This window comes from Brevundimonas sp. AVps7 (assembly GCF_058681545.1).
This window is the reverse complement of the sequence record NZ_CM178742.1, coordinates 2,849,063-2,866,729: the sequence shown is the minus strand read 5'-3', so window position 1 is coordinate 2,866,729 and position 17,667 is coordinate 2,849,063. Positions and strand designations below refer to the sequence as shown.

The following is a 17,667-nucleotide window of genomic DNA, read 5'->3' as shown; positions in this document are numbered from 1 at the left end:
CTCCGCGAGCCCAAATCCCAGCCGCCGGTGCGACCCCTCATCCGTCAGCCTTCGGCTGCCACCTTCTCCCGCAAGGGGAGAAGGGACTTGGTCAGCGCCTCACATCAAACGCCAGCAGCAGGGTCTTCTGGACGAAGTTGCCGTTGTCGTCGCTGAGCAGATAGAGGCGCGTCCCCGTCGCTGTAGAGACGGCCGCAACGCCTTCGAAATTATCCGTCGAGGCCGGCGGACGCAGATGGATCAACGGCGCCGACAGGGTCCCGTCCGGCGCCATGTGGCGGACGCGGGCCTGCATGTTCAGGGGCGGGACGAACAGGCGCTGGACGATGAACCAGCCCCCCGCCGGATCGATGTCCGCGCCGGTGGTCAGGAAGCCGTCGTCATACGATGTCGGGGCGTTGGGCAGGGGCTCGCAGGCGGCCGCGTCGCACAGCCAGGCGCCGCCGGCCTCGCCGAGCGCGAGCCAGCGGCCGTCGGGGGCAGGGGCCAGACCCTCGATGCCCTGATTGTCCTCGAAGGGATGCTGCGGGGTCGGGACCAGGACCGGGCGTTCGGCTGCCCCGGAGCCATAGGACCAGATGCGGTGGTCGCGCTCGAAGCTGATCAGAACGCGGCCGTCGGGGAGCAGGGCGAGGCCTTCCGCGTCGGCATTGGCCTTGGGCGTCAGGACAGCGCCGTCGGGGCCGGTCAGGGGACGGCTGATGGCGCTGCCGGCCGAGGTGAGGCGGCCGTTGCGGTCGAGCCGGATCGTGAAGCGGACGAGGTCGCCGAAATCGCTGACCACCCAGGCGCGGTCGCCCTCGATCTTCAGGTCCGACAGGCCGTGCAGGTTGGGGCCGCGCAGGACCAGGCCGCCGCCGTAGCTCACGCCGGGCACCAGGGTCGCGCCGCCGATACCGAGCGGGACGTGCCGCGCCTCCATCCGGATCGCGTAGTCGGGACCGGAGATCGGGCCCGGCGCGGAGGTGGCGATGGCCGCACAGGCCGCCAACCCCATCAGGGCCAGCGACAGGGCCGCGCGGAAAATCAGCCGCATCACGCCGCGCGCTTGAGGCGACGAGAGCCCTTCTGAGCCTGCTTGGGCGCGGCGTCGAACAGTTCGGCCAGCTTCTCGATCATGACCCCGCCCAGCTGTTCGACGTCGACGATGGTGACCGCGCGGCGGTACCAGCGGGTCACGTCGTGGCCGATGCCGATGGCGATGAGCTCGACCGGGCTCTGCGTTTCGATCCGCTCGATGACAGCCCGCAGGTGCTTGTCGAGATAGAGGGCGGCGTTGGCGCTCTGGGTGGAATCGTCGACCGGCGAGCCGTCGGAGATGACCATCAGGATCTGGCGGCTTTCGGGGCGCGCCTTCAGCCGGTCGTGGGCCCAGGTCAGGGCCTCGCCGTCGATGTTTTCCTTCAGCAGGCCCTCGCGCATCATCAGGCCGAGGTTCTTCTTCGCGCGGCGCCACGGGGCGTCGGCGGCCTTGTAGATGATGTGGCGCAGGTCGTTCAGGCGGCCGGGCATGGCCGGTTTGCCGGCCGTGATCCAGGCCTCGCGCGCCTGCCCGCCCTTCCAGGCGCGGGTGGTGAAGCCTAGGATCTCGACCTTGACGCCGCACCGTTCCAGCGTCCGCGCCAGGATGTCGGCGCAGACCGCCGCGACCATGATCGGCCGCCCACGCATCGAGCCGGAATTGTCGAGCAGCAGGGTCACGACCGTGTCCCGGAACGGGCTTTCGCTCTCCATCTTGAAAGACAGCGGGCTGGTCGGGTCGGTGATGACGCGGGTCAGGCGGGCGGTGTCGAGGACGCCTTCCTCGAGGTCGAAGGACCAGCTGCGGTTCTGCTGCGCCATCAGTCGGCGCTGCAGCTTGTTGGCCAGTCGGGCGACGACGGAGGACAGGATGGTCAGCTGCTGATCGAGCAGGGAGCGCAACCGATCCAGCTCCATCGGATCGCACAGGTCGGCGGCGTCGACGACCTCGTCGAAGGCGGTGGTGAAGACCTTGTAGAAGTCGACCTGACGGCCGTCGTCGGCGTTTTCCTGACGGTTCGGAAGGGCGCCTTCCGCCACGTCGGGGCCGTCGTCGGCGGCGTCGCCGTCGCGCTCGGCGGGGGAGCCGTCCGGGCGGGCGTCGCGGTCCTGTTCGGAGGTCGGGTCCTCGGAGGCGCCGTCCATCGACTGGCCGCCCTCGCCGCCGCTCTCGTTCTCCTCGTCGTCCTGATCCTCGCTGGCCTCGGGTTCCTGGGGATCGGGTTCCTCGTCGCCCTGGTCCTCGGAGGCGTCGTCGCCGCGTCCGTCGCCGGGATCGAGATCGAGCGCGCGCAGCACATCCTTCAGCGCCTTGCCGAAGGCCGCCTGATCGCCGGCCGTCTCGGCCAGTCTGTCGAGCTGATCCTGGGCCCGGGCCTCGATGTCGGCGCGCACGAGGTCGAGCATGGAGCCGGCGCCGTCGGGCGCGCGCTGGCCTGTCACCCGTTCGCGCAGCAGCAGGGCGACGGCCTCTGCGACGGGGACGCGTTCGGCCTCGGTGACCCGCAGCGCGCCCATCTTCTCCAGCCGGGTCAGGAGGGCGGCGTTCATGTTGTTGCGGACGCCCGCCAGAGAGGTCGAGCCGTGGGCCTCGACGCGGGCCTGTTCGACGGCCTCGAACACCTCGGCGGCGCGGCTGTCGGTGGGGCGCAGGGTCGAGTGGATCGCCGGATCGTGGTTGGCCAGACGCAGGGCGAGCCGGTCGGCCTGGCCCCGGATGGTGGCGCTGTCGCCGTCCGACGGCGTGCGCGGCGGATGGGGCAGGGTCAGGACGCCGCCGGTCAGTTTGGGGCCGTCCGAGCCGAACACGACCTCGAGCTCCGACTGTTCCGCCAGGGCGCGAGCCGCATGGGCGAGCGCGCGCTTGAAAATCTCTGCGGGGGTGTCGGCGGGGGGCATGGGCGACACCTAGGGCGTCGGGGCGGCGGAGGCTAGAGTTCCGCACCCGTCGTGCGCATGATCTCGGCGCGGAGCTCGGGCAGGCCCGCGCCCTTTTCGGCTGAGGTCACGATCACGGCCGGGAAGGCGGCGGGGCGTTTGGAGATGGCCTTCAGTGTCGCCGCCTGAACCGTGTCTCGTTCATGCGCCTTGATCTTGTCGGCCTTGGTCAGGACGATCTGGTAGCTGACGGCGGCCAGGTCGAGCGCCTCGAGGGCCTCGGTGTCGACCGACTTCAGCCCGTGGCGGGCGTCGATCAGCAGATAGACCCGCTTCAGCGTGACCCGGCCGCGCAGATAGTCGCGGCCCAGATTCTGGAACTGGCGCACGGTCGTCTTCGACGCCTTGGCCCAGCCGTAGCCGGGCAGGTCGACCAGGCGCATCTTGCCGTCGAGGTCGAAGAAATTGACCTCGCGCGTCCGGCCCGGCTCGTTGGAGGCGCGGGCCAGCTTGTGCATGCCGACAAGGCCGTTGATCAGGCTGGACTTGCCGACGTTCGATCGCCCGGCGAAGGCGATCTCCGGCAGGTCCGGCTCGGGCAGCTGTTCGATCTTGGCCGCGCCCATGACGAAGGTCGCCGGACGCTGGAACAGGACCCGCGCAGCCTCGACCTCTTCGTCAGAGTACGCGGTCAACCGGCTGTCTTCTTGAGCTTGGAGAAGAAGTCATCGATCGGGTTCTCGGCCCCGAAGCGGTGCATGATGAAATACTGCTGTGCGATCGAAAGGACGTTGTTCCACGCCCAGTAGACCAGCAGGCCCGCCGGGAAGCCGGCCATGATGAAGGTGAAGATGATCGGCATCCAGGCGAAGATCTGGCGCTGAACCGGATCGGGCGCGGGCGGGTTCATGGCCTGCTGCAGCCACATGGTGAAGCCGTAGATGATCGCCAGGACGCTGAGCGCCAGGGTGAAGCCGCCGGCGTGAGAGCCGATCAGACCGCCGACCAGCGGCACGGCGGACGGATCCCACGGGATCAGGCCGAACAGGTTCCAGATGTTGGTCGGGTCCGGCGCCGACAGGTCGCGGATCCAGCCGAAGAAGGGCGCGTGTCGCATCTCGATGGTGACGAACAGCACCTTGTACAGGGCGTAGAAGACCGGGATCTGGACCAGGATGGGCAGGCAGCCCGCCAGCGGATTGATCTTCTCCTTCTGGTACAGCTCCATCGTGGCCTTCTGCTGGGCCTGCGGGTCGTCCTTGTGCTGTTCCTTGATCTTTTCCATCTGCGGCTGGAGTTTCCGCATCTTCGAGAGGCTCTCGTAGCTCTTGTTCGCAAGCGGGAACATGATGAGCTTGATGGTCAGGGTCAGGAGCAGGATGGCGACGCCGAAGTTGCCGACCAGGCCGTAGAAGAACTCGACCAGCAGGAAGATCGGTCGCGTCAGGAAGAACAGGAAGCCCCAGTCGATCGCGTAGATGAAGCGCGGCAGGTCGTACTGCTTCTCGTAGGCCGAGAGGATCTCGTTGCGCTTGGCGCCGGCGAACAGGTGCTGGACCTCGGTGATCTGGCGGCCCGGATTGATGGTCCGCGCCTCGCCCAGCATCCGGGCCTCATGGATGTTGTAGCGGTCGGCGTCCGTGACCACGAACTCGGCCTCGACCTTCTCCGTCTGGGGCGGGATCAGGGCCGCCATCCAGTATTTGTCGGTCATGCCCAGCCAGCCGCCGGTGGACTCGAACTCCTCGCGCGGCTTCTTGGCCCAGTCGCCGTACTTCAGCTGGGTGGTGGCGTAGCCGTCGCCTTTGGAGAAGGTGCCGATGGCGCCCTCATGCAGGATCTGGGTCTTGCCCAGCGACGGCGGCACGCCCTGGCGCTCGATGCGGCCGTAGGGGGCGATGATGACGGCCTGGGTCCCCAGGTTGGCGACCGTGTCGGTGACCGTGAACATGTACTGGGCGTCGATGGCGATCACACGGGTGAACCGCAGGCCCTGTCCATTGTCCCACGTCAGGGTGACGGGCGTGGTCTGGGTCAGGGTCGAGCCGTTGGTCAGGCGCCAGACAGTGTTCGGACCCGGAACCCCGCCGGCGATGTTCTGGCCGGTCCAGCCGAACTGGGCGAAATAGGCGTGCTCCATGCCCTGCGGACGGAACAGTTCCTCATAGGGCGAGGCGGGGTCGATGGTCTGGCGGTAGTTCTTGAGGAACAGGTCGTCGATGCGGCCGCCCTGCAGCGACAGCGAGCCCTGCAGCGTCGGCGTCGAGACCGGAATGCGCGGGACCCGACCCAGCGCCTGGGTGCGGTCGGTGACGAAGGTCAGTGCGCCCGTGGCCGTGGAGCCGGGAACCGCGCCCGCCGTCGCGCCGGCCGGAGCCGCAACCTGTTCGGCCGCAGCGGCTTCCTGGGCGGCCTTCCGGCGTTCCATCTGCGGGCCCATGACGAAGACCTGGTACAGGATCAGGATCGCCGCCGTGCACACGGCGAAGATCACCATGTTGCGCGTGTTCTCGTTCTTCATGCGGATCAGCGGTCCTGAGACGTCGTGTCGGTGGAAACTGGGGCAGGCCGGGCGGATTGAGCGCCGTCGGCAGGGGTCGCGAGCCTTGTAAGGGCCGATTTCACATCGTCAAGCAAACGGTCCCACGGACGGTCCGCGGTGCCCTGTCGCGCGATGAAGACATAGTCGCTGCCGGGGACGCCATATTGCCCGACCATGGTCCTCGCAGCCTCGCGCAGGCGGCGCTTGCAGCGGTTGCGCGCAACGGCCCCGCCGACCTTGCGCGTGGCGGTGAAGCCGATGCGCATCGTCGCATCCCCGTCGCCGCGATCCAGACGCTGCACGACCACGGCGCCACGGGCCTGAGAAACGCCTTTCGCGGCCGCCAGAAACTGGGGCCGCGAGGTCAGGCGATGGATTGTAATGGCAATCGTCATCGGTCCCCCCGGATAGAGGGGGGCAGGCCGCTTAAGCCGTAAGCTTCTTGCGGCCCTTGGCGCGACGCCGCGCAACGATCTTCTGTCCGTTCTTGGTGGCCATCCGCGAACGGAAGCCGTGACGGCGCTTGCGCACGAGTCGCGACGGCTGATAGGTCCGCTTCACGGTCGGCTCCAGAGGTTATGAGTTGCGCAAGGGACGAACGTGTCCTCTGCGGGAAGGGCGGGCGTATAAGGGGCGGGGCTTCGGCTGTCAACGCCGGGGACGCTCTCCGGCAGCTTCGAACGGCCGGGAGCGTTGAGGTGACTATGGACCGGTTCAAACGATTTCTGCCCCTGGTGGTCCTGGCCTGCGTCATCGCCCTGATCTTCGGCATGGGCTGGAATCGCTATCTGTCGCTGGACACCCTGCGCGAGCATGGCGGCGAGCTGCGCGCCTTCACGGCCCAGAACTATGTCCTGGCGCTGCTGGTGCTGATGGCGGTGTTCGCCACCGCGACCGCCAGCGTGGTGCCGGGCGTCTTTTTCGTCACCATCACGGCCGGCTATCTGTTCGGGCCCTGGGTCGGCGGGGTCGCGACCTCGATCGCCGCCACCGTCGGCGCCCTGATCGTCTATGCCGTGGCCCGTTCAGCCCTGGGTCAGGACCTGCGTAACAAGGCCGAGCGCGAACAGGGGATGCTGAAGAAGGTCTGCGCCGCCATCGACAAGGATACCTTCTGGTATGTGCTGGCCTCGCGCCTGGCCGTCGTGGTGCCCTTCCACATGATCAATATCGCCGCCGGCATCATGTCCGTGCGGCTGATGTCCTACACGGTTGCGACGGTCATCGGCCTGTTGCCCGCCCACATCATCTATTGCTGGATCGGGGCGCGGCTGAACCAGCTGCTGGCCGAAAATCCGAACCCGGACATCCAAGCCCTGTTCGGCCAGTTCTGGGCGCCGATGGCCGGCGTGTTCGTTCTGGCCGTGGTCCTGCCCCTGGTCCTCAAGACGGTCCAGAAGCGCCTCCCGGGAGCCGCGACGCCGTGAAGCCGCCCCGGGTGATGCCACGCGACCTCTTTGACCGCCTGCGTCCGCCTGCGGACTGGCGCGAGCGGCTGACGCCCCATGCAACGGATGGCTTGTCGTCGCGCCTGCTGCTGCTGACCGTGCTGTTCACCCTGGCGGTTCAGGCGCTGATCCTCGGGCCCAATGCCGCAAGCTTCCATGAGCGCTGGCTGCTGGACCGGCTGCAGGCGGCCGAGCTGGCCTCCGTGGGCGTCGAGGCCCTGCCCTACAGCGCCGTGGACGACCAGACAGCCGAACAGCTGCTGCGCATCGGCGGGGTGTCGGCGGTGGCGATCAGCGATCAGGGGGTGATGCGCCAGCTGTTGCAGGCCCCGAACCTGGCCCGCGCGCCCGACTTCATCGATCTGCGTCGCCGTAGTCTGGGCGCGCGGCTGCTGGATCCGGTGCGGACCCTGTTCGGCCATCCCGACCGGTCGATCCGGGCCCGCGCGGCGCCGCGTTATCGCTCCGGCGACTTCATCGACGTGGTCGCTCCCGCCGAGCCGCTGAAGATCGAACTGCGGGCCTTCCTGCTCAACAGCCTTCTGGTCTCGATCCTGATTTCCGTGGTCGCGGGCGGGCTTCTGTACGCGGGCCTGTCCTTCCTGGTGCTGCAGCCGCTGCGGCGGGTGACCCGGTCTATCGAAGGCTTCGCCGCCGACCCCCAGACCGTCGCCCCGACCCCCTCTGACCGCCACGACGAGATCGGCCGGGTCGAGCGCGAACTGGCCGTGATGCAGGAAGAGGTGCGTCAGGCCCTGCGGTCCCGCTCCCGCCTGGTGGCGCTGGGCGAGGCGGTGGCCAAGATCAATCACGACCTCAGGAATATGCTGACCTCGGCCCAGATCGCGTCGGAGCGTCTGGCCGATTCCGCCGACCCCCAGGTGGCCAAGGCCCTGCCGCGTCTGGAGCGGGCCCTGGGCCGCGCCGCCGCCCTGACCCGCAATGTGCTCGACTACGGCAAGTCCGAGGAGCCGGCGCCGGTTCTGGACCGCATCGTCCTGGCCGCCGCCGCGACCTCCGCCGCCGAGGACGCGGGGCTGGAGAGCGATGGCGTCCGGCTGGTGAAATCCTTGCCGCCCCGCTTCGCTGTCCAGGCCGACGCCGACCAACTCCACCGCATCCTCGTCAATCTGATGCGCAACGCCCGTCAGGCCATCGAGGGCGATGCAACGCGCACGGTGCGCAGGAAGGGCGGGCCGCTGGGGTCGATCATGGTCGAGGCGTCGGGCGAGGACGGCTGGTGTGTGGTCCGCGTCATCGATGACGGCCCCGGCATTCCGCCGCGGCTGTCGGAACGGTTGTTCGAGCCCTTTGTCTCCGGAGGATCCTCGGACGGCACCGGCCTGGGCCTGACCATCTCGCGCGAGCTGGCGGCCAACCACGGCGGAGAGCTGAGGCTGGTCGAAACCGGCCCGACCGGCACGACGTTCGAGCTGCGCCTGCCGGGCTGAGGCCTACTCCGTCCGGACCACGCCTTCGCGCCGATCATCGGCGCCGCCGTCCCAGTGATCCCCGCGCCAGATCGCGCCATGCAGGCCCGAGGTCTCCGAAGCATTGGGCTGGATGACGATGCCGTTCCGCGCCAGACCTTCGGTCAGGGTCGGTCCGAACCGGTTCGTGTCGGCGCCGAATTCCGGCCCCCTGGCGACGAGGTTGGGCAGGTCGAAGGTCGCCTGCACCGGCAGGCCCCAGATCAGGGTCCCGATCAGCCCCTTGGCGTTGTAGGCCAGGATCGCCGAGCCCCCCGGGGACCCCATGACGCCGACCAGACGGCCCTGATGGTCCAGTATGATGATCGGCGACATCGACGAACGCGGTCGCTTGCCCGCCGCCACGGCGTTGGCGATGGGCGCACCCTGCGCCGTCCTCGGCGAGAACGAGAAATCCGTCAGCTGGTTGTTGAGGAAGAAGCCCGCCGCCATCCGGCCCGAGCCGAAGATGCTCTCGACCGTCGTGGTCATGGAGACGGCGTTCCCGGCTGAGTCGACGACGACCATGTGCGAGGTGCCGGCGGGTTCGCGCGTGGCGTCCGGGGCGCGGAACACCCCTCCCGGCGGCGTACCGGCGGTGGCGGCGCCGGTCAGGCCGGGCGCGAGGGCGGCGCGAGAGGCGACATAGTCCTCATCCAGCAGGCCGGCGACCGGCACGCCGACGAAGGCGGGATCGGCGACATAGCGGTCGCGGTCGGCGTACATCAGGCGCTGCAGCTGGGCGAACATGGTCCAGGCGTCCGCGCTGGTCTCGCCCTCTGCCAGCACGGGGGCGGCGGTCGCGGTCTCGGCCATGGCCAGAAGCTGCAGCAGGGCCACGCCGCTGGACGGCGGCGGCGGAACGCAGATGACATGGATCCGGAACGGACGGCACAGGGCGTCGCGCGCGATCGGGCGATAGGCCGCGAGGTCGGCCATGCTCAGCGCGCCCGGGCGCGGCTCGGCATGGACCGTGTCGACGATGGCTTCGGCGATCGGACCCGTGCGCAGGGCGGCGATGCCGTCCCGGGCGATGGTCGCCACCGTCCCGGCATAGGCGGGGTTCCTGAGGGTGTCCCCGGCGACGTAGCGGGTCCCGTCAGGCTTGGTGAAATACTCGGTGGCCCAGCGCGTCCGGGCCTGTCCGCCGCCGGCGATGAAGCCGGCCAGACGCGGGCTGACCGTGAAGCCGTCGCGGGCCAATCGTTCGGCGTCGACGAACAGGGAGGACCAGGCCATGGTCCCGTGGGCCTCCTGCGCCATGGCGAGGGCCGCCACAGCGCCGGGCGCGCCGGTCGAGCGTCCGCTCAGCACCGCGTCAAAGAAGGGCAGGGGCAGGCCGTTCTCGTAGAACAGTTCGGGCGTCGCACCGGCCGGGGCGGTCTCGCGCCCGTCGTAGGTGGTGACCTCCCGGGTGTCCGCGTCATAGACCATGATGAAGGCCCCGCCGCCGAGGCCGGAGGACTGGGGCTCGACGAGGCCCAGCACGGCCTGCACAGCGACCGCCGCGTCCACCGCCGACCCGCCGCGCCGCAACACGGCCATGCCCGCCTCGACCGCCAGAGGATTGGCCGCCGCCACGAAAGGCCCGCGCGCCGGGGCGGCGGCCGGGGTCTCGAGGGCCTGGACAGGAGCGGGCGGGGCGCCGCCGACCGTCGCGGTCTGGCACCCGGCCAGCGCCAAGGTCGACGAAAGCGCCATCACGGCGACGAGCAACGGACGGAACGGCGACTTCGACATATTCATCTGGGAGGCGACCCGGAAAAGCACTGACGCGGAGAGGCGTTCCCCCGACCTAAGCCCCGCTGTGCGGCTCGCCAAGCATCGGTTTTACAAAGGGGTCGAAAACCGGGTTGCGCCGGCGAAGACGACCCGCTAGATACCCGCCCTCGCCGTAAAGGCCTGTGCGCGCCCGTAGCTCAGCTGGATAGAGCATCAGACTACGAATCTGAGGGTCGGACGTTCGAATCGTTCCGGGCGCGCCATTTCTTCCCCGATCAGAAAATCCCGATCCGGGGCCTTCAGGCCTCGCGGGACAGATGCGTCGCGACGCCGTCGGCAGTGATGCCTTCGAGTGCGCGCGTGACAGCGTTGATGAACCGCTCGTCGCCCGCGAGGCGGGGGGAGATGATGCCGGTCAGGCTGGAGACGGCGCGGACGCGATCGGTCGCGGTCGCGGTGACGGCGTCGGCGAGGGCTCCGGCGACGGTGGCGGCCATGGGATCGTCGATCGTGAACCGTTCGCCGGCTTCGGTGACCCCCTCCTGCCATTTGATCCATCCGGCGACGCCGAGCGCCAGGGCGTCGATGGGCTGGTTTTCGTCGAGGCGGGCGGTGATCGTGGCCAGCAGGCGCTGGGGCAGCTTCTGGGAGCCGTCCATGGCGATCTGGCGGGTGCGGTGCTGCAGCGACGGATTGCTGAAGCGGGCCATCAGGTCACGGCGATAGGCAGGGATGTCGAGGCCGGGGGGCGGGTTCAGCGTGGTCCCGGCCTCGTTCCACAGGCGTTCGACGAAGGCCCTGAACGCCGGGATGGCGACGACCTGGTGCACGAAGGCGTGGCCGGCGAGGCCGCCCAGATAGGCGAGGGAGGAATGGGCGCCGTTGAGCAGGCGCAGCTTGGCGTCCTCCCACGGTGCGACCTCGGCGGTCAGCTGGACGCCCAAGGCTGCGAAATCCGGGCGGGGGCAGGCGAAGCGGTCCTCGACGACCCACTGGGTGAAGGGCTCGGTCTTGACCATGCCTTCGTCGCGGGCGCCGAGCGCGGCGGCCTGGACGGCGATGTCCTCTGGCGTCGTGGCCGGGACGATGCGGTCGACCATGGTCTGGGGGAAGGCGCCTTCGGCGGCGATCCATTCGGCCAGCCCCGCGTCATGGGCCTCGGCCATCGCCAGCACGGCGGAGCGCACGCGGGCGCCGTTGTGCGGGAGGTTGTCGCAGGAGACGACGGTGAAGGGCGGCAGACCGGCGCGCCGGCGCCCGGCCAGGGCGGCGACGAGGAAGCCGGGCGCGGTGCGCGGCTTCGACAGGTCGGCGAGGTCGGCGGCGACGTCGGGGTCTGCGGTCAGCAGGCCGCCCGAGGCCGGGTCGAGCCGGTACCCCTTTTCGGTCACCGTCAGGGTGACGAGGTGGACGTCGGGCGAGGACATGGCCGCGACCACGGCGGCGGGGTCCTCCGGCGCGACCAGCACGCCCTGAACGGCGCCGATGATGCGGGTGCGGTCGCTGACGCCGTCGCGAACGACCAGGCTGTAGAGGCCGTCCTGGGGGTTGAGCTGATCGCGCACGGCCGGCGAACGCAGGGAGACGCCAAGCACGCCCCAGCGCAGGTCGTCCGACCTCAGGGCGTCGTCGAACACCACGGCCTGATGCGCCCGGTGAAAGGCGCCGATGCCGAGGTGGACGACGCCGGTCTTCACCGCGGCGCGGTCATAGCCGGGACGTTCGACCTCGGCCGGCAGATCGGCGAGGGTTGCGTTCGAAAGACGGGTCGTCACAGCCTGTAGGCCGCCTTGACCAGGTCATAGGTCAGGGCGCGGGCCAGGTCGTGGGCCTCGTCCTCCTCCATCCGGTGTTCGACGACCAGTTTGGCCAGCCAGCCGCAGTCCATCCGCCGGGCCACATCGTGACGGGCCGGGATGGACAGGAAGGCGCGGGTGTCGTCGTTGAAGCCGACGGTGTTGTAGAAGCCTGCCGTCTCGGTCGCCTGCTCGCGGAAGCGTCGCATGCCCTCGGGCGCATCGTGGAACCACCAGGGCGGGCCGAGTTTCAGCGCCGGATAGTGGCCGGCGAGCGGGGCCAGCTCGCGGCTGTAGGCGGTCTCGTCCAGGGTGAAGAGGATGATGGTCAGGCCGGGCTCTGAACCGAACCGGTCCAGCAGCGGCTTGAGGTCGGCGACGTAGTTGGTCGCGGTCGGGATGTCGGCGCCCTTGTCGCGGCCGAACTTCCGGAAAACGACCTCGTTGTGATTGCGGAAGCTGCCCGGGTGGATCTGCATCGTCAGGCCGTCGTCCAGGCTCATGCGCGCCATCTCGGTCAGCATCTGGCCGCGGAACAGTTCGGCCTCCTTCGCCGAGACCGGGCCGGTCGCGACCCGCTCGTACAGGGCGGCGGCTTCGGCGGGGTCGAGATTGGCGGTGAAGGCCGTCGGGTGGCCGTGGTCGGTCGAGGTCGCGCCATGGGAGGCGAAGAAGGCGCGGCGCTTCCGGTGGGCGGCGAGGTAGCCGTCCCAGGTCGAGACGTCCTCGCCCGTGAGGGTCCCGAACTGCACCAGATTGTCGTGGAAGCCCTCGAAATCGGGGTCCAGAACCGGGTCCGGGCGATAGGCGGTGACCACCTTGCCCGACCAGCCCGAGGCCTTGATCGAGGCGTGGTGTTCGAGCGGATCGAGCGGGCTCTCGGTCGTGGCGATGACCTCGATATTGTAGCGCTCGAACAGGGCGCGGGGCTTGAAGGCGTCGGTCTTCAGGGCCGCGTCGATGATGTCGTAGTAGTGGTCGGCGGTCTCGGCCGAGAGGCGCACGTCGATGCCGAACACTTCCGAATAGACCCAGTCGTGCCACATCCGCGACGGGGTCCCCCGGAACAGGTGGTAGCGCTCGGCGAAGCGACGCCAGATCTTGCGGGGGTCGGTCTCGACCGGTCCGCCGTCGGCGCGCGGAACGCCCACGTCCTCCAGCGCCACGCCCTGGCTGAACAGCATGCGGAAGACATAGTGATCCGGGGTGATCAGGAGCTCCGCCGGATTGGCCCAGTTCTGGTTCCCGGCGAACCACGACGGGTCGGTGTGCCCGTGCGGGCTGACGATCGGCAGGTCCTTGATCCCGGCATGGAGCCGGCGCGCCACCGCCCGGGTCTCGGGATCGGCGGGGAAGAGGCGATCGGGATGGAGACGGAGCGGATGGGTCATGCGAACTCACGAGAACGGAAACCGGTGTCAGGTCCGGTGATAGCGGGCGATCTCCGGCACAGTCCAGTTCACATTCGGCATCACAGCTTCGTTCGGAGCGACCACAGCTCGGGGAAGCAGCGTCGTTCGAGCGTCGATGACAGATAGCCGACCCCGTCGGTGCCGCCGGTGCCGCGACGGCGACCGATGATCCGCTCCACCGTCACCACATGTTTGTGGCGCCAGGTCAGCAGGGCGTCGTCCAGATCGACCAGTTTTTCGGCCAGTTGATAGAAGGACCACCAGCGTTCGGTGTCGCGATAGACCTCCAGCCAGGCCGCCTCGACGGCCTCGGACGGCTGCCAGGGCTGGCTCACGTCGCGGTTCAGCACGTCGGCGGGCACGGGCAGGCCGGCCTTCGACATCTGGGCCAGGGCGTCGTCATAGAGGCTTGGGGCGGCCAGCGCCTCGGCCAGGGCGGCGTGGGCCTCCGGCCGATCCAGCTGGAACGACAGGAATTTCGAATCCTTCAGCCCCAGCATGGTCTCGAAGCGGCGGAACTGATCGCTCTGGAAGCCTGAGCTGGAGCCCAGCACGCCGCGGAAGCGGAGGTAGTCGGCCGGGGTCATGGTGGCCAGAATGTCCCAGCTCTGGGTCATCACAGCCTGGATGCGGCTGACACGCGCCAGGCTCTTGTAGGCCGGGACCAGATCGCCGGCGCGAACCAGCGACTGGGCCAGGGCGACCTCATGCAGGATCTGTTTGAGCCAGAGTTCCTTGGTCTGGTGGATGACCACGAACAGCATCTCGTCGTGTTCGTCGCTGACAGGGCTCTGGGCGGCCAGCAGCCGGTCCAGATCCAGATAGCGGGCATAGGTCATGTCGGCGGCGGGCGTGTCGGTCATGCCGTTGTATCGACCGGTTCCAGCCTGGCCTCAAGGTCAGCCGACCAGAAGGGGACGCGTCTGGTCCTCGCCGGTGCATGACAGGCCGTGGACGCCGAACTCCGCGAACCGCCGATCAAGCGGACGCGGTCTTCAACGCTTCGAAGGTCTGGAGAAGGAATGGTGGACGCGACAGGGATTGAACCTGTGACCCCCTCGATGTCAACGAGGTGCTCTCCCGCTGAGCTACGCATCCGCCAAGACGGTTCCGAACGGGTCCGGAACGGGAAGGAGGGGTCTATAACCAGCCCGTGCGACGGCTGCAAGGGCGAAACGGGGGTGATATTGGGGCATCTTTCAAGGGCGCTACCGCTCCGCTCGCGGAGCCTCGCTGCTTGAGCGCGATGTCGAGGCCGAACGAACCCTTGCGCTCAAGCAGTGAGCCGCCGCACGGCGAGCGGTATCGCCCTTTCTGGAATCAAGCCGCGGCGCACATCTTTTCGACTTCGCTGACCAGGTCGCGCAGGTGGACGGGCTTGGACAGGACCTTTGCCTGGGGGCTGGCCTGGGCGGCGCTGAGGGCCACGGCGGCGAAGCCTGTGATGAACATGATGCGCAGCCCGGGCTGTCGGGCGGCGGCGACACGCGCCACCTCGATCCCGTCGGCGCCGGGCATGACGATGTCGGTCAGAAGGAGATCGTAGGGGCCGTGCTCGAGGGCGTCGATGGCGTCGTCGCCGTTCTCGCAATCGATGACCTGGTGGCCCGCCCGTTCGAGCGCGCGGGTAAGAAAGCCCCGCAGCGATGCGTCGTCTTCGGCCAGCAGAATGCGCGCCATGCGTGGTAGTCCCCTGTTCAGAGCCTCGACGCTAATCCGGTAACGGTAAACCGGCCATGAAATTCCCGCTCGGGGATTGTTCGCCACATCGACAGCTCAGTGGAAAACCTCGCGGATCGCGCGGAAAATCCGCGTCGCACTTTTCCGGATCAGGCCCTATGCGGGAACCATGACGCCGCCGTTCGACGCCAGTACGCCTGCTTCCGATCCCCGGCTCCCCTTCGTCGTGACGCCGGCGACTGGAGAGGCGGGCGCGATGGTGTTCGCTTCCCCGCACTCCGGCCGGGCGCGGCCCGCCGACATGGGCGAGGCGGCCGGGTTGAGCCTCTTGACCCTGCGCAGCGCGGAGGATGTCGGCGTCGATGGCCTGATCGCAGGCGGTCCGTCGCGTGGCGTCCCGCTCATCGCCGGGCGGGTGTCGCGGGCCTATGTGGATCTGAACCGGGCGCCGAATGAACTCGATCCGGCGTTGGTGGAAGGCGGGATTGACGCTCAGCCGACTGCCCGGGTCACAGCCGGATATGGGGTCATCCCTCGCAAGGCGGGGGACGGAACCGTCCTGTACGACCGGACGCTGGCCCGGGCCGAGGCCCTGGGCAGGCTGGAGCGGGTGCACGCGCCGTATCACGACGCGCTCGGCGATCTTATGCAGGCTGCGCGGGATCGCCACGGCCTCGCCCTGCTGATCGACTGGCATTCCATGCCGTCCCGGGCGGCGGCCGTGACCGGTCGGAACCGGAGAGGCATCGATGTGGTGCTGGGGGACCGGCACGGGTCCTCCTGTCGCGGGGCGACGATGCGGCGGATCCGTACCCTGTTCGAAGCCCAGGGATGGCGGGTCGGGCTGAACGCCCCCTATGCGGGCGGCTATTCGACGGAGCGGTGGGGGCGGCCCGACGAAGGGTTCCAGGCCGTGCAGGTCGAGCTGAACCGGGCCCTCTATCTGGACGAGGCGACGCTGGAACCATCCGAAGACTACGGGCGGTTCAGCAAGGCGCTGGATCGAGTCATCACGGCGCTCGCCGCCGAGACCTGGCCGCGCTGATCCCGGCTTCGGAGCGAAAAAAAGCCGCGCCCGAGGGCGCGGCATAAAAGTCTATAGGGAGGAAACGCCCAGGAAGGGCAAGACGCCCGGAGGCGTCGAAGGTCAATCTAGGTTGCGGTGCACAACGCGTCAAGCGGGCTTTTATGATCAATGATCACGCCTTGTTACCGCCAGCAGCAGCGTCCCCGCCTTGATGTAAGCGCTTTCAGAACACGTTTCGTGCGCGATCCGCATCCGGACAATATATTGCAGTGCGAAATGGTCAGGCTTGACGTTCGCGATCACTCTCCAGAAGCCGCCGGGCGGTCCGGATCGCGCGGGCCGCCGGTGAAGCAGACTGGCGCCAGACCAGAAGTGTGAAGGCGGACAGGACCCCCGCGCACAGCCAGATCGGTCCAAACAGCCAGGCCGCGGCGGCCAGGGCGAAATAGTAGCCGCGCACGCCCTGGCTGAAGGCGGCCAGCGCGGGATTGAGGACCTGGGCGGTGGCTTCGCCGAAGGCGACCTTGTCGGATTCCGTATGGATCTCGGGCGCCGCACCGATCAGGGCCAGCGCATAGTTCATCTGGCGGATTGACCAGATGAAATCGAGCAGACCGCGGGCGAGGCACAGAAGGACCAGACCGAGCTTGGCCTCCAGAAGGGGGACGGGCACGTCTTCGGCGCCGACGGCGGAGAAACCCTGCAGCGCCTGATCGCCGCCGAACAGGATGCCGCCGACCCCCGCGATCAACAGCAGGTTGGATGAGGCGAAGAAGGAGCCGGAGTTGATCGAGTGTCCAAGGAGCTGGCTGTCCAGCAGCCGGATCTCCCGGTGCGTCATAGCCGTCATCCAGGCGTGACGGACGGTCAGCATGTCGGTGTTGAGCGAGCCGCTGCGGTGCGCCAGTAGCCGTAGAAGCGGGTCGTAGCCTAGCCAGCACAGGAAGAAGAGGGCCAGACCCAGCCAGTCGATCGTGGTCATTCCCGCAGGACTCCCTTGCTTGCCGTCATCGCGCGGCCTCGCCGGCGCTTGCCGTTCGCCGCCGGGAGGCTTATCACGCCCGCCTCCCTTCGCAGACGCACAAAACCGAGCCCGCCATGAACATCGACGCCATTCCCGTCGGTCCGAACCCGCCCTGGGACCTGAACGTGATCATCGAGATCCCGCAAGGGGGCCTGCCGGTCAAATACGAGATGGACAAGGCGTCCGGCGCCCTGTTCGTCGACCGCTTCCTGCACACGGCCATGTACTACCCGGGCAACTACGGCTTCGTGCCGCACACCCTGGCGGACGACGGCGATCCCTGCGACGTGATCGTGCTGAACCCGACGCCGGTGGTGCCGGGCTGCGTCATCCGCTCGCGCCCGATCGGCGTGCTGATGATGGAAGACGAGGCCGGCGGTGACGACAAGATCCTGGCCGTGCCGGTCGACGCCCTGCACCCCTACTATACCGACATCGCCAGCTACCGGCAGCTGCCGACCATCATGGTCGAGCAGATCGAGCACTTCTTCACCCGCTACAAGGATCTGGAGAAGAACAAGTCGGTCCGCGTGAAGCGCTGGGGCGACGCCGGCGAAGCCGCCGAGCTGATCGTCGAAGGCATGCGCGCCTATGAGGCGGCCGAGAAGGCCAAAAGCGGCAAGGCGGCCAACGCCGCCTGATCCGCTCC

The 17,667-nt window shown here is 68.5% G+C and carries 16 protein-coding genes and 2 tRNA genes; 5 read left to right on the top strand and 13 right to left on the bottom strand.

The features are described 5' to 3' along the window. Window positions 1-91: 91 nt before the first annotated feature. The 6 genes from ACW17Y_RS14285 to rpmH are packed head-to-tail and all read right to left on the bottom strand — an operon-like array spanning window position 92 to window position 6,001. Window positions 92-1,036, bottom strand: a complete 945-nt coding sequence (locus ACW17Y_RS14285) for an esterase-like activity of phytase family protein (protein WP_492036340.1) — start codon at window positions 1,034-1,036, stop codon at window positions 92-94. After that, on the bottom strand, window positions 1,036-2,919 hold the full coding sequence (cobT, locus tag ACW17Y_RS14280; RefSeq protein WP_492036339.1) for a cobaltochelatase subunit CobT: 1,884 nt from the start codon (window positions 2,917-2,919) through the stop codon (window positions 1,036-1,038). The genes ACW17Y_RS14285 and cobT overlap by 1 nt, the downstream gene beginning before the upstream one ends. 32 nt (window positions 2,920-2,951) lie before the next feature. Continuing rightward, complete coding sequence (gene yihA / locus ACW17Y_RS14275; RefSeq protein ID WP_492036338.1) at window positions 2,952-3,593, bottom strand: ribosome biogenesis GTP-binding protein YihA/YsxC; 642 nt, start codon at window positions 3,591-3,593, stop codon at window positions 2,952-2,954. Further along, window positions 3,590-5,419: a membrane protein insertase YidC gene (yidC, locus tag ACW17Y_RS14270; RefSeq protein ID WP_492036337.1), complete on the bottom strand. Its 1,830-nt coding sequence runs from the start codon at window positions 5,417-5,419 to the stop codon at window positions 3,590-3,592. Before yidC ends, yihA begins: the two co-directional genes overlap by 4 nt. Before the next feature lie 5 nt (window positions 5,420-5,424). After that, window positions 5,425-5,835, bottom strand: coding sequence for a ribonuclease P protein component (gene rnpA, locus ACW17Y_RS14265; protein WP_492036336.1), 411 nt, complete (start codon window positions 5,833-5,835; stop codon window positions 5,425-5,427). A gap of 31 nt (window positions 5,836-5,866) precedes the next feature. After that, the gene (rpmH, locus tag ACW17Y_RS14260) at window positions 5,867-6,001 is read right to left on the bottom strand and encodes a 50S ribosomal protein L34 (protein WP_013268133.1); all 135 of its coding nucleotides are present in this window, start codon (window positions 5,999-6,001) and stop codon (window positions 5,867-5,869) included. Between the two features lie 143 nt (window positions 6,002-6,144). Here rpmH and ACW17Y_RS14255 point away from each other — a divergent pair, with 143 nt between their 5' ends. After that, the gene (locus tag ACW17Y_RS14255; RefSeq protein ID WP_492036335.1) at window positions 6,145-6,867 is read left to right on the top strand and encodes a TVP38/TMEM64 family protein; all 723 of its coding nucleotides are present in this window, start codon (window positions 6,145-6,147) and stop codon (window positions 6,865-6,867) included. Beyond that, complete coding sequence (locus ACW17Y_RS14250; protein WP_492036334.1) at window positions 6,864-8,339, top strand: sensor histidine kinase; 1,476 nt, start codon at window positions 6,864-6,866, stop codon at window positions 8,337-8,339. Before ACW17Y_RS14255 ends, ACW17Y_RS14250 begins: the two co-directional genes overlap by 4 nt. A 3-nt stretch (window positions 8,340-8,342) precedes the next feature. Here the strand turns inward: ACW17Y_RS14250 and ACW17Y_RS14245 are convergent, their stop codons facing one another. Beyond that, complete coding sequence (locus tag ACW17Y_RS14245) at window positions 8,343-10,097, bottom strand: gamma-glutamyltransferase family protein (protein WP_492038311.1); 1,755 nt, start codon at window positions 10,095-10,097, stop codon at window positions 8,343-8,345. 168 nt (window positions 10,098-10,265) lie between these two features. Between ACW17Y_RS14245 and ACW17Y_RS14240 the strand changes: the two genes are divergently transcribed. Beyond that, window positions 10,266-10,342: transfer RNA gene (locus ACW17Y_RS14240), tRNA-Arg, on the top strand. A gap of 36 nt (window positions 10,343-10,378) precedes the next feature. On the opposite strand, the gene ACW17Y_RS14235 is transcribed toward ACW17Y_RS14240, so the two are convergent. The 5 genes from ACW17Y_RS14235 to cpdR form a co-directional block, all read right to left on the bottom strand. Beyond that, a complete protein-coding gene (locus ACW17Y_RS14235) occupies window positions 10,379-11,854 on the bottom strand; it encodes a mannitol dehydrogenase family protein (RefSeq protein WP_492036333.1) in 1,476 nt (491 codons plus the stop codon). After that, window positions 11,851-13,266 (bottom strand): glucuronate isomerase, encoded by a 1,416-nt coding sequence (gene uxaC / locus ACW17Y_RS14230; protein ID WP_492036332.1) that lies wholly within the window; start codon window positions 13,264-13,266, stop codon window positions 11,851-11,853. Before uxaC ends, ACW17Y_RS14235 begins: the two co-directional genes overlap by 4 nt. Window positions 13,267-13,346: 80 nt before the next feature. Beyond that, the gene (locus tag ACW17Y_RS14225; protein ID WP_492036331.1) at window positions 13,347-14,150 is read right to left on the bottom strand and encodes a tryptophan 2,3-dioxygenase; all 804 of its coding nucleotides are present in this window, start codon (window positions 14,148-14,150) and stop codon (window positions 13,347-13,349) included. A 160-nt stretch (window positions 14,151-14,310) separates the two neighbouring features. Next, a tRNA-Val gene (locus tag ACW17Y_RS14220) sits at window positions 14,311-14,385 on the bottom strand. Between the two features lie 222 nt (window positions 14,386-14,607). Next, on the bottom strand, window positions 14,608-14,967 hold the full coding sequence (cpdR, locus tag ACW17Y_RS14215) for a cell cycle two-component system response regulator CpdR (RefSeq protein WP_271084958.1): 360 nt from the start codon (window positions 14,965-14,967) through the stop codon (window positions 14,608-14,610). 169 nt (window positions 14,968-15,136) lie between these two features. Here cpdR and ACW17Y_RS14210 point away from each other — a divergent pair, with 169 nt between their 5' ends. Beyond that, on the top strand, window positions 15,137-16,012 hold the full coding sequence (locus tag ACW17Y_RS14210; protein WP_492036330.1) for an N-formylglutamate amidohydrolase: 876 nt from the start codon (window positions 15,137-15,139) through the stop codon (window positions 16,010-16,012). Window positions 16,013-16,274: 262 nt separating this feature from the next. On the opposite strand, the gene ACW17Y_RS14205 is transcribed toward ACW17Y_RS14210, so the two are convergent. Further along, complete coding sequence (locus ACW17Y_RS14205; RefSeq protein WP_492036329.1) at window positions 16,275-16,976, bottom strand: DUF599 domain-containing protein; 702 nt, start codon at window positions 16,974-16,976, stop codon at window positions 16,275-16,277. Window positions 16,977-17,092: 116 nt separating this feature from the next. Here ACW17Y_RS14205 and ppa point away from each other — a divergent pair, with 116 nt between their 5' ends. Continuing rightward, window positions 17,093-17,659 carry an inorganic diphosphatase gene (gene ppa, locus ACW17Y_RS14200; RefSeq protein ID WP_425992218.1) on the top strand — a complete coding sequence of 189 codons (567 nt, stop codon included), beginning with the start codon at window positions 17,093-17,095 and terminating at the stop codon, window positions 17,657-17,659. The last annotated feature ends 8 nt before the right edge of the window (window positions 17,660-17,667 follow it).

Coding starts and splice junctions, on each gene's coding strand:
- ACW17Y_RS14285 (WP_492036340.1), bottom strand. CDS start 1,036: ATGCGGCTGATTTTCCGCGCGGCCCTGTCGCTGGCCCTGATGGGGTTG.
- cobT (WP_492036339.1), bottom strand. CDS start 2,919: ATGCCCCCCGCCGACACCCCCGCAGAGATTTTCAAGCGCGCGCTCGCC.
- yidC (WP_492036337.1), bottom strand. CDS start 5,419: ATGAAGAACGAGAACACGCGCAACATGGTGATCTTCGCCGTGTGCACG.
- rnpA (WP_492036336.1), bottom strand. CDS start 5,835: ATGACGATTGCCATTACAATCCATCGCCTGACCTCGCGGCCCCAGTTT.
- ACW17Y_RS14255 (WP_492036335.1), top strand. CDS start 6,145: ATGGACCGGTTCAAACGATTTCTGCCCCTGGTGGTCCTGGCCTGCGTC.
- ACW17Y_RS14245 (WP_492038311.1), bottom strand. CDS start 10,097: ATGTCGAAGTCGCCGTTCCGTCCGTTGCTCGTCGCCGTGATGGCGCTT.
- uxaC (WP_492036332.1), bottom strand. CDS start 13,266: ATGACCCATCCGCTCCGTCTCCATCCCGATCGCCTCTTCCCCGCCGAT.
- ACW17Y_RS14225 (WP_492036331.1), bottom strand. CDS start 14,150: ATGACCGACACGCCCGCCGCCGACATGACCTATGCCCGCTATCTGGAT.
- cpdR (WP_271084958.1), bottom strand. CDS start 14,967: ATGGCGCGCATTCTGCTGGCCGAAGACGACGCATCGCTGCGGGGCTTT.
- ACW17Y_RS14210 (WP_492036330.1), top strand. CDS start 15,137: ATGACGCCGCCGTTCGACGCCAGTACGCCTGCTTCCGATCCCCGGCTC.
- ACW17Y_RS14205 (WP_492036329.1), bottom strand. CDS start 16,976: ATGACCACGATCGACTGGCTGGGTCTGGCCCTCTTCTTCCTGTGCTGG.
- ppa (WP_425992218.1), top strand. CDS start 17,093: ATGAACATCGACGCCATTCCCGTCGGTCCGAACCCGCCCTGGGACCTG.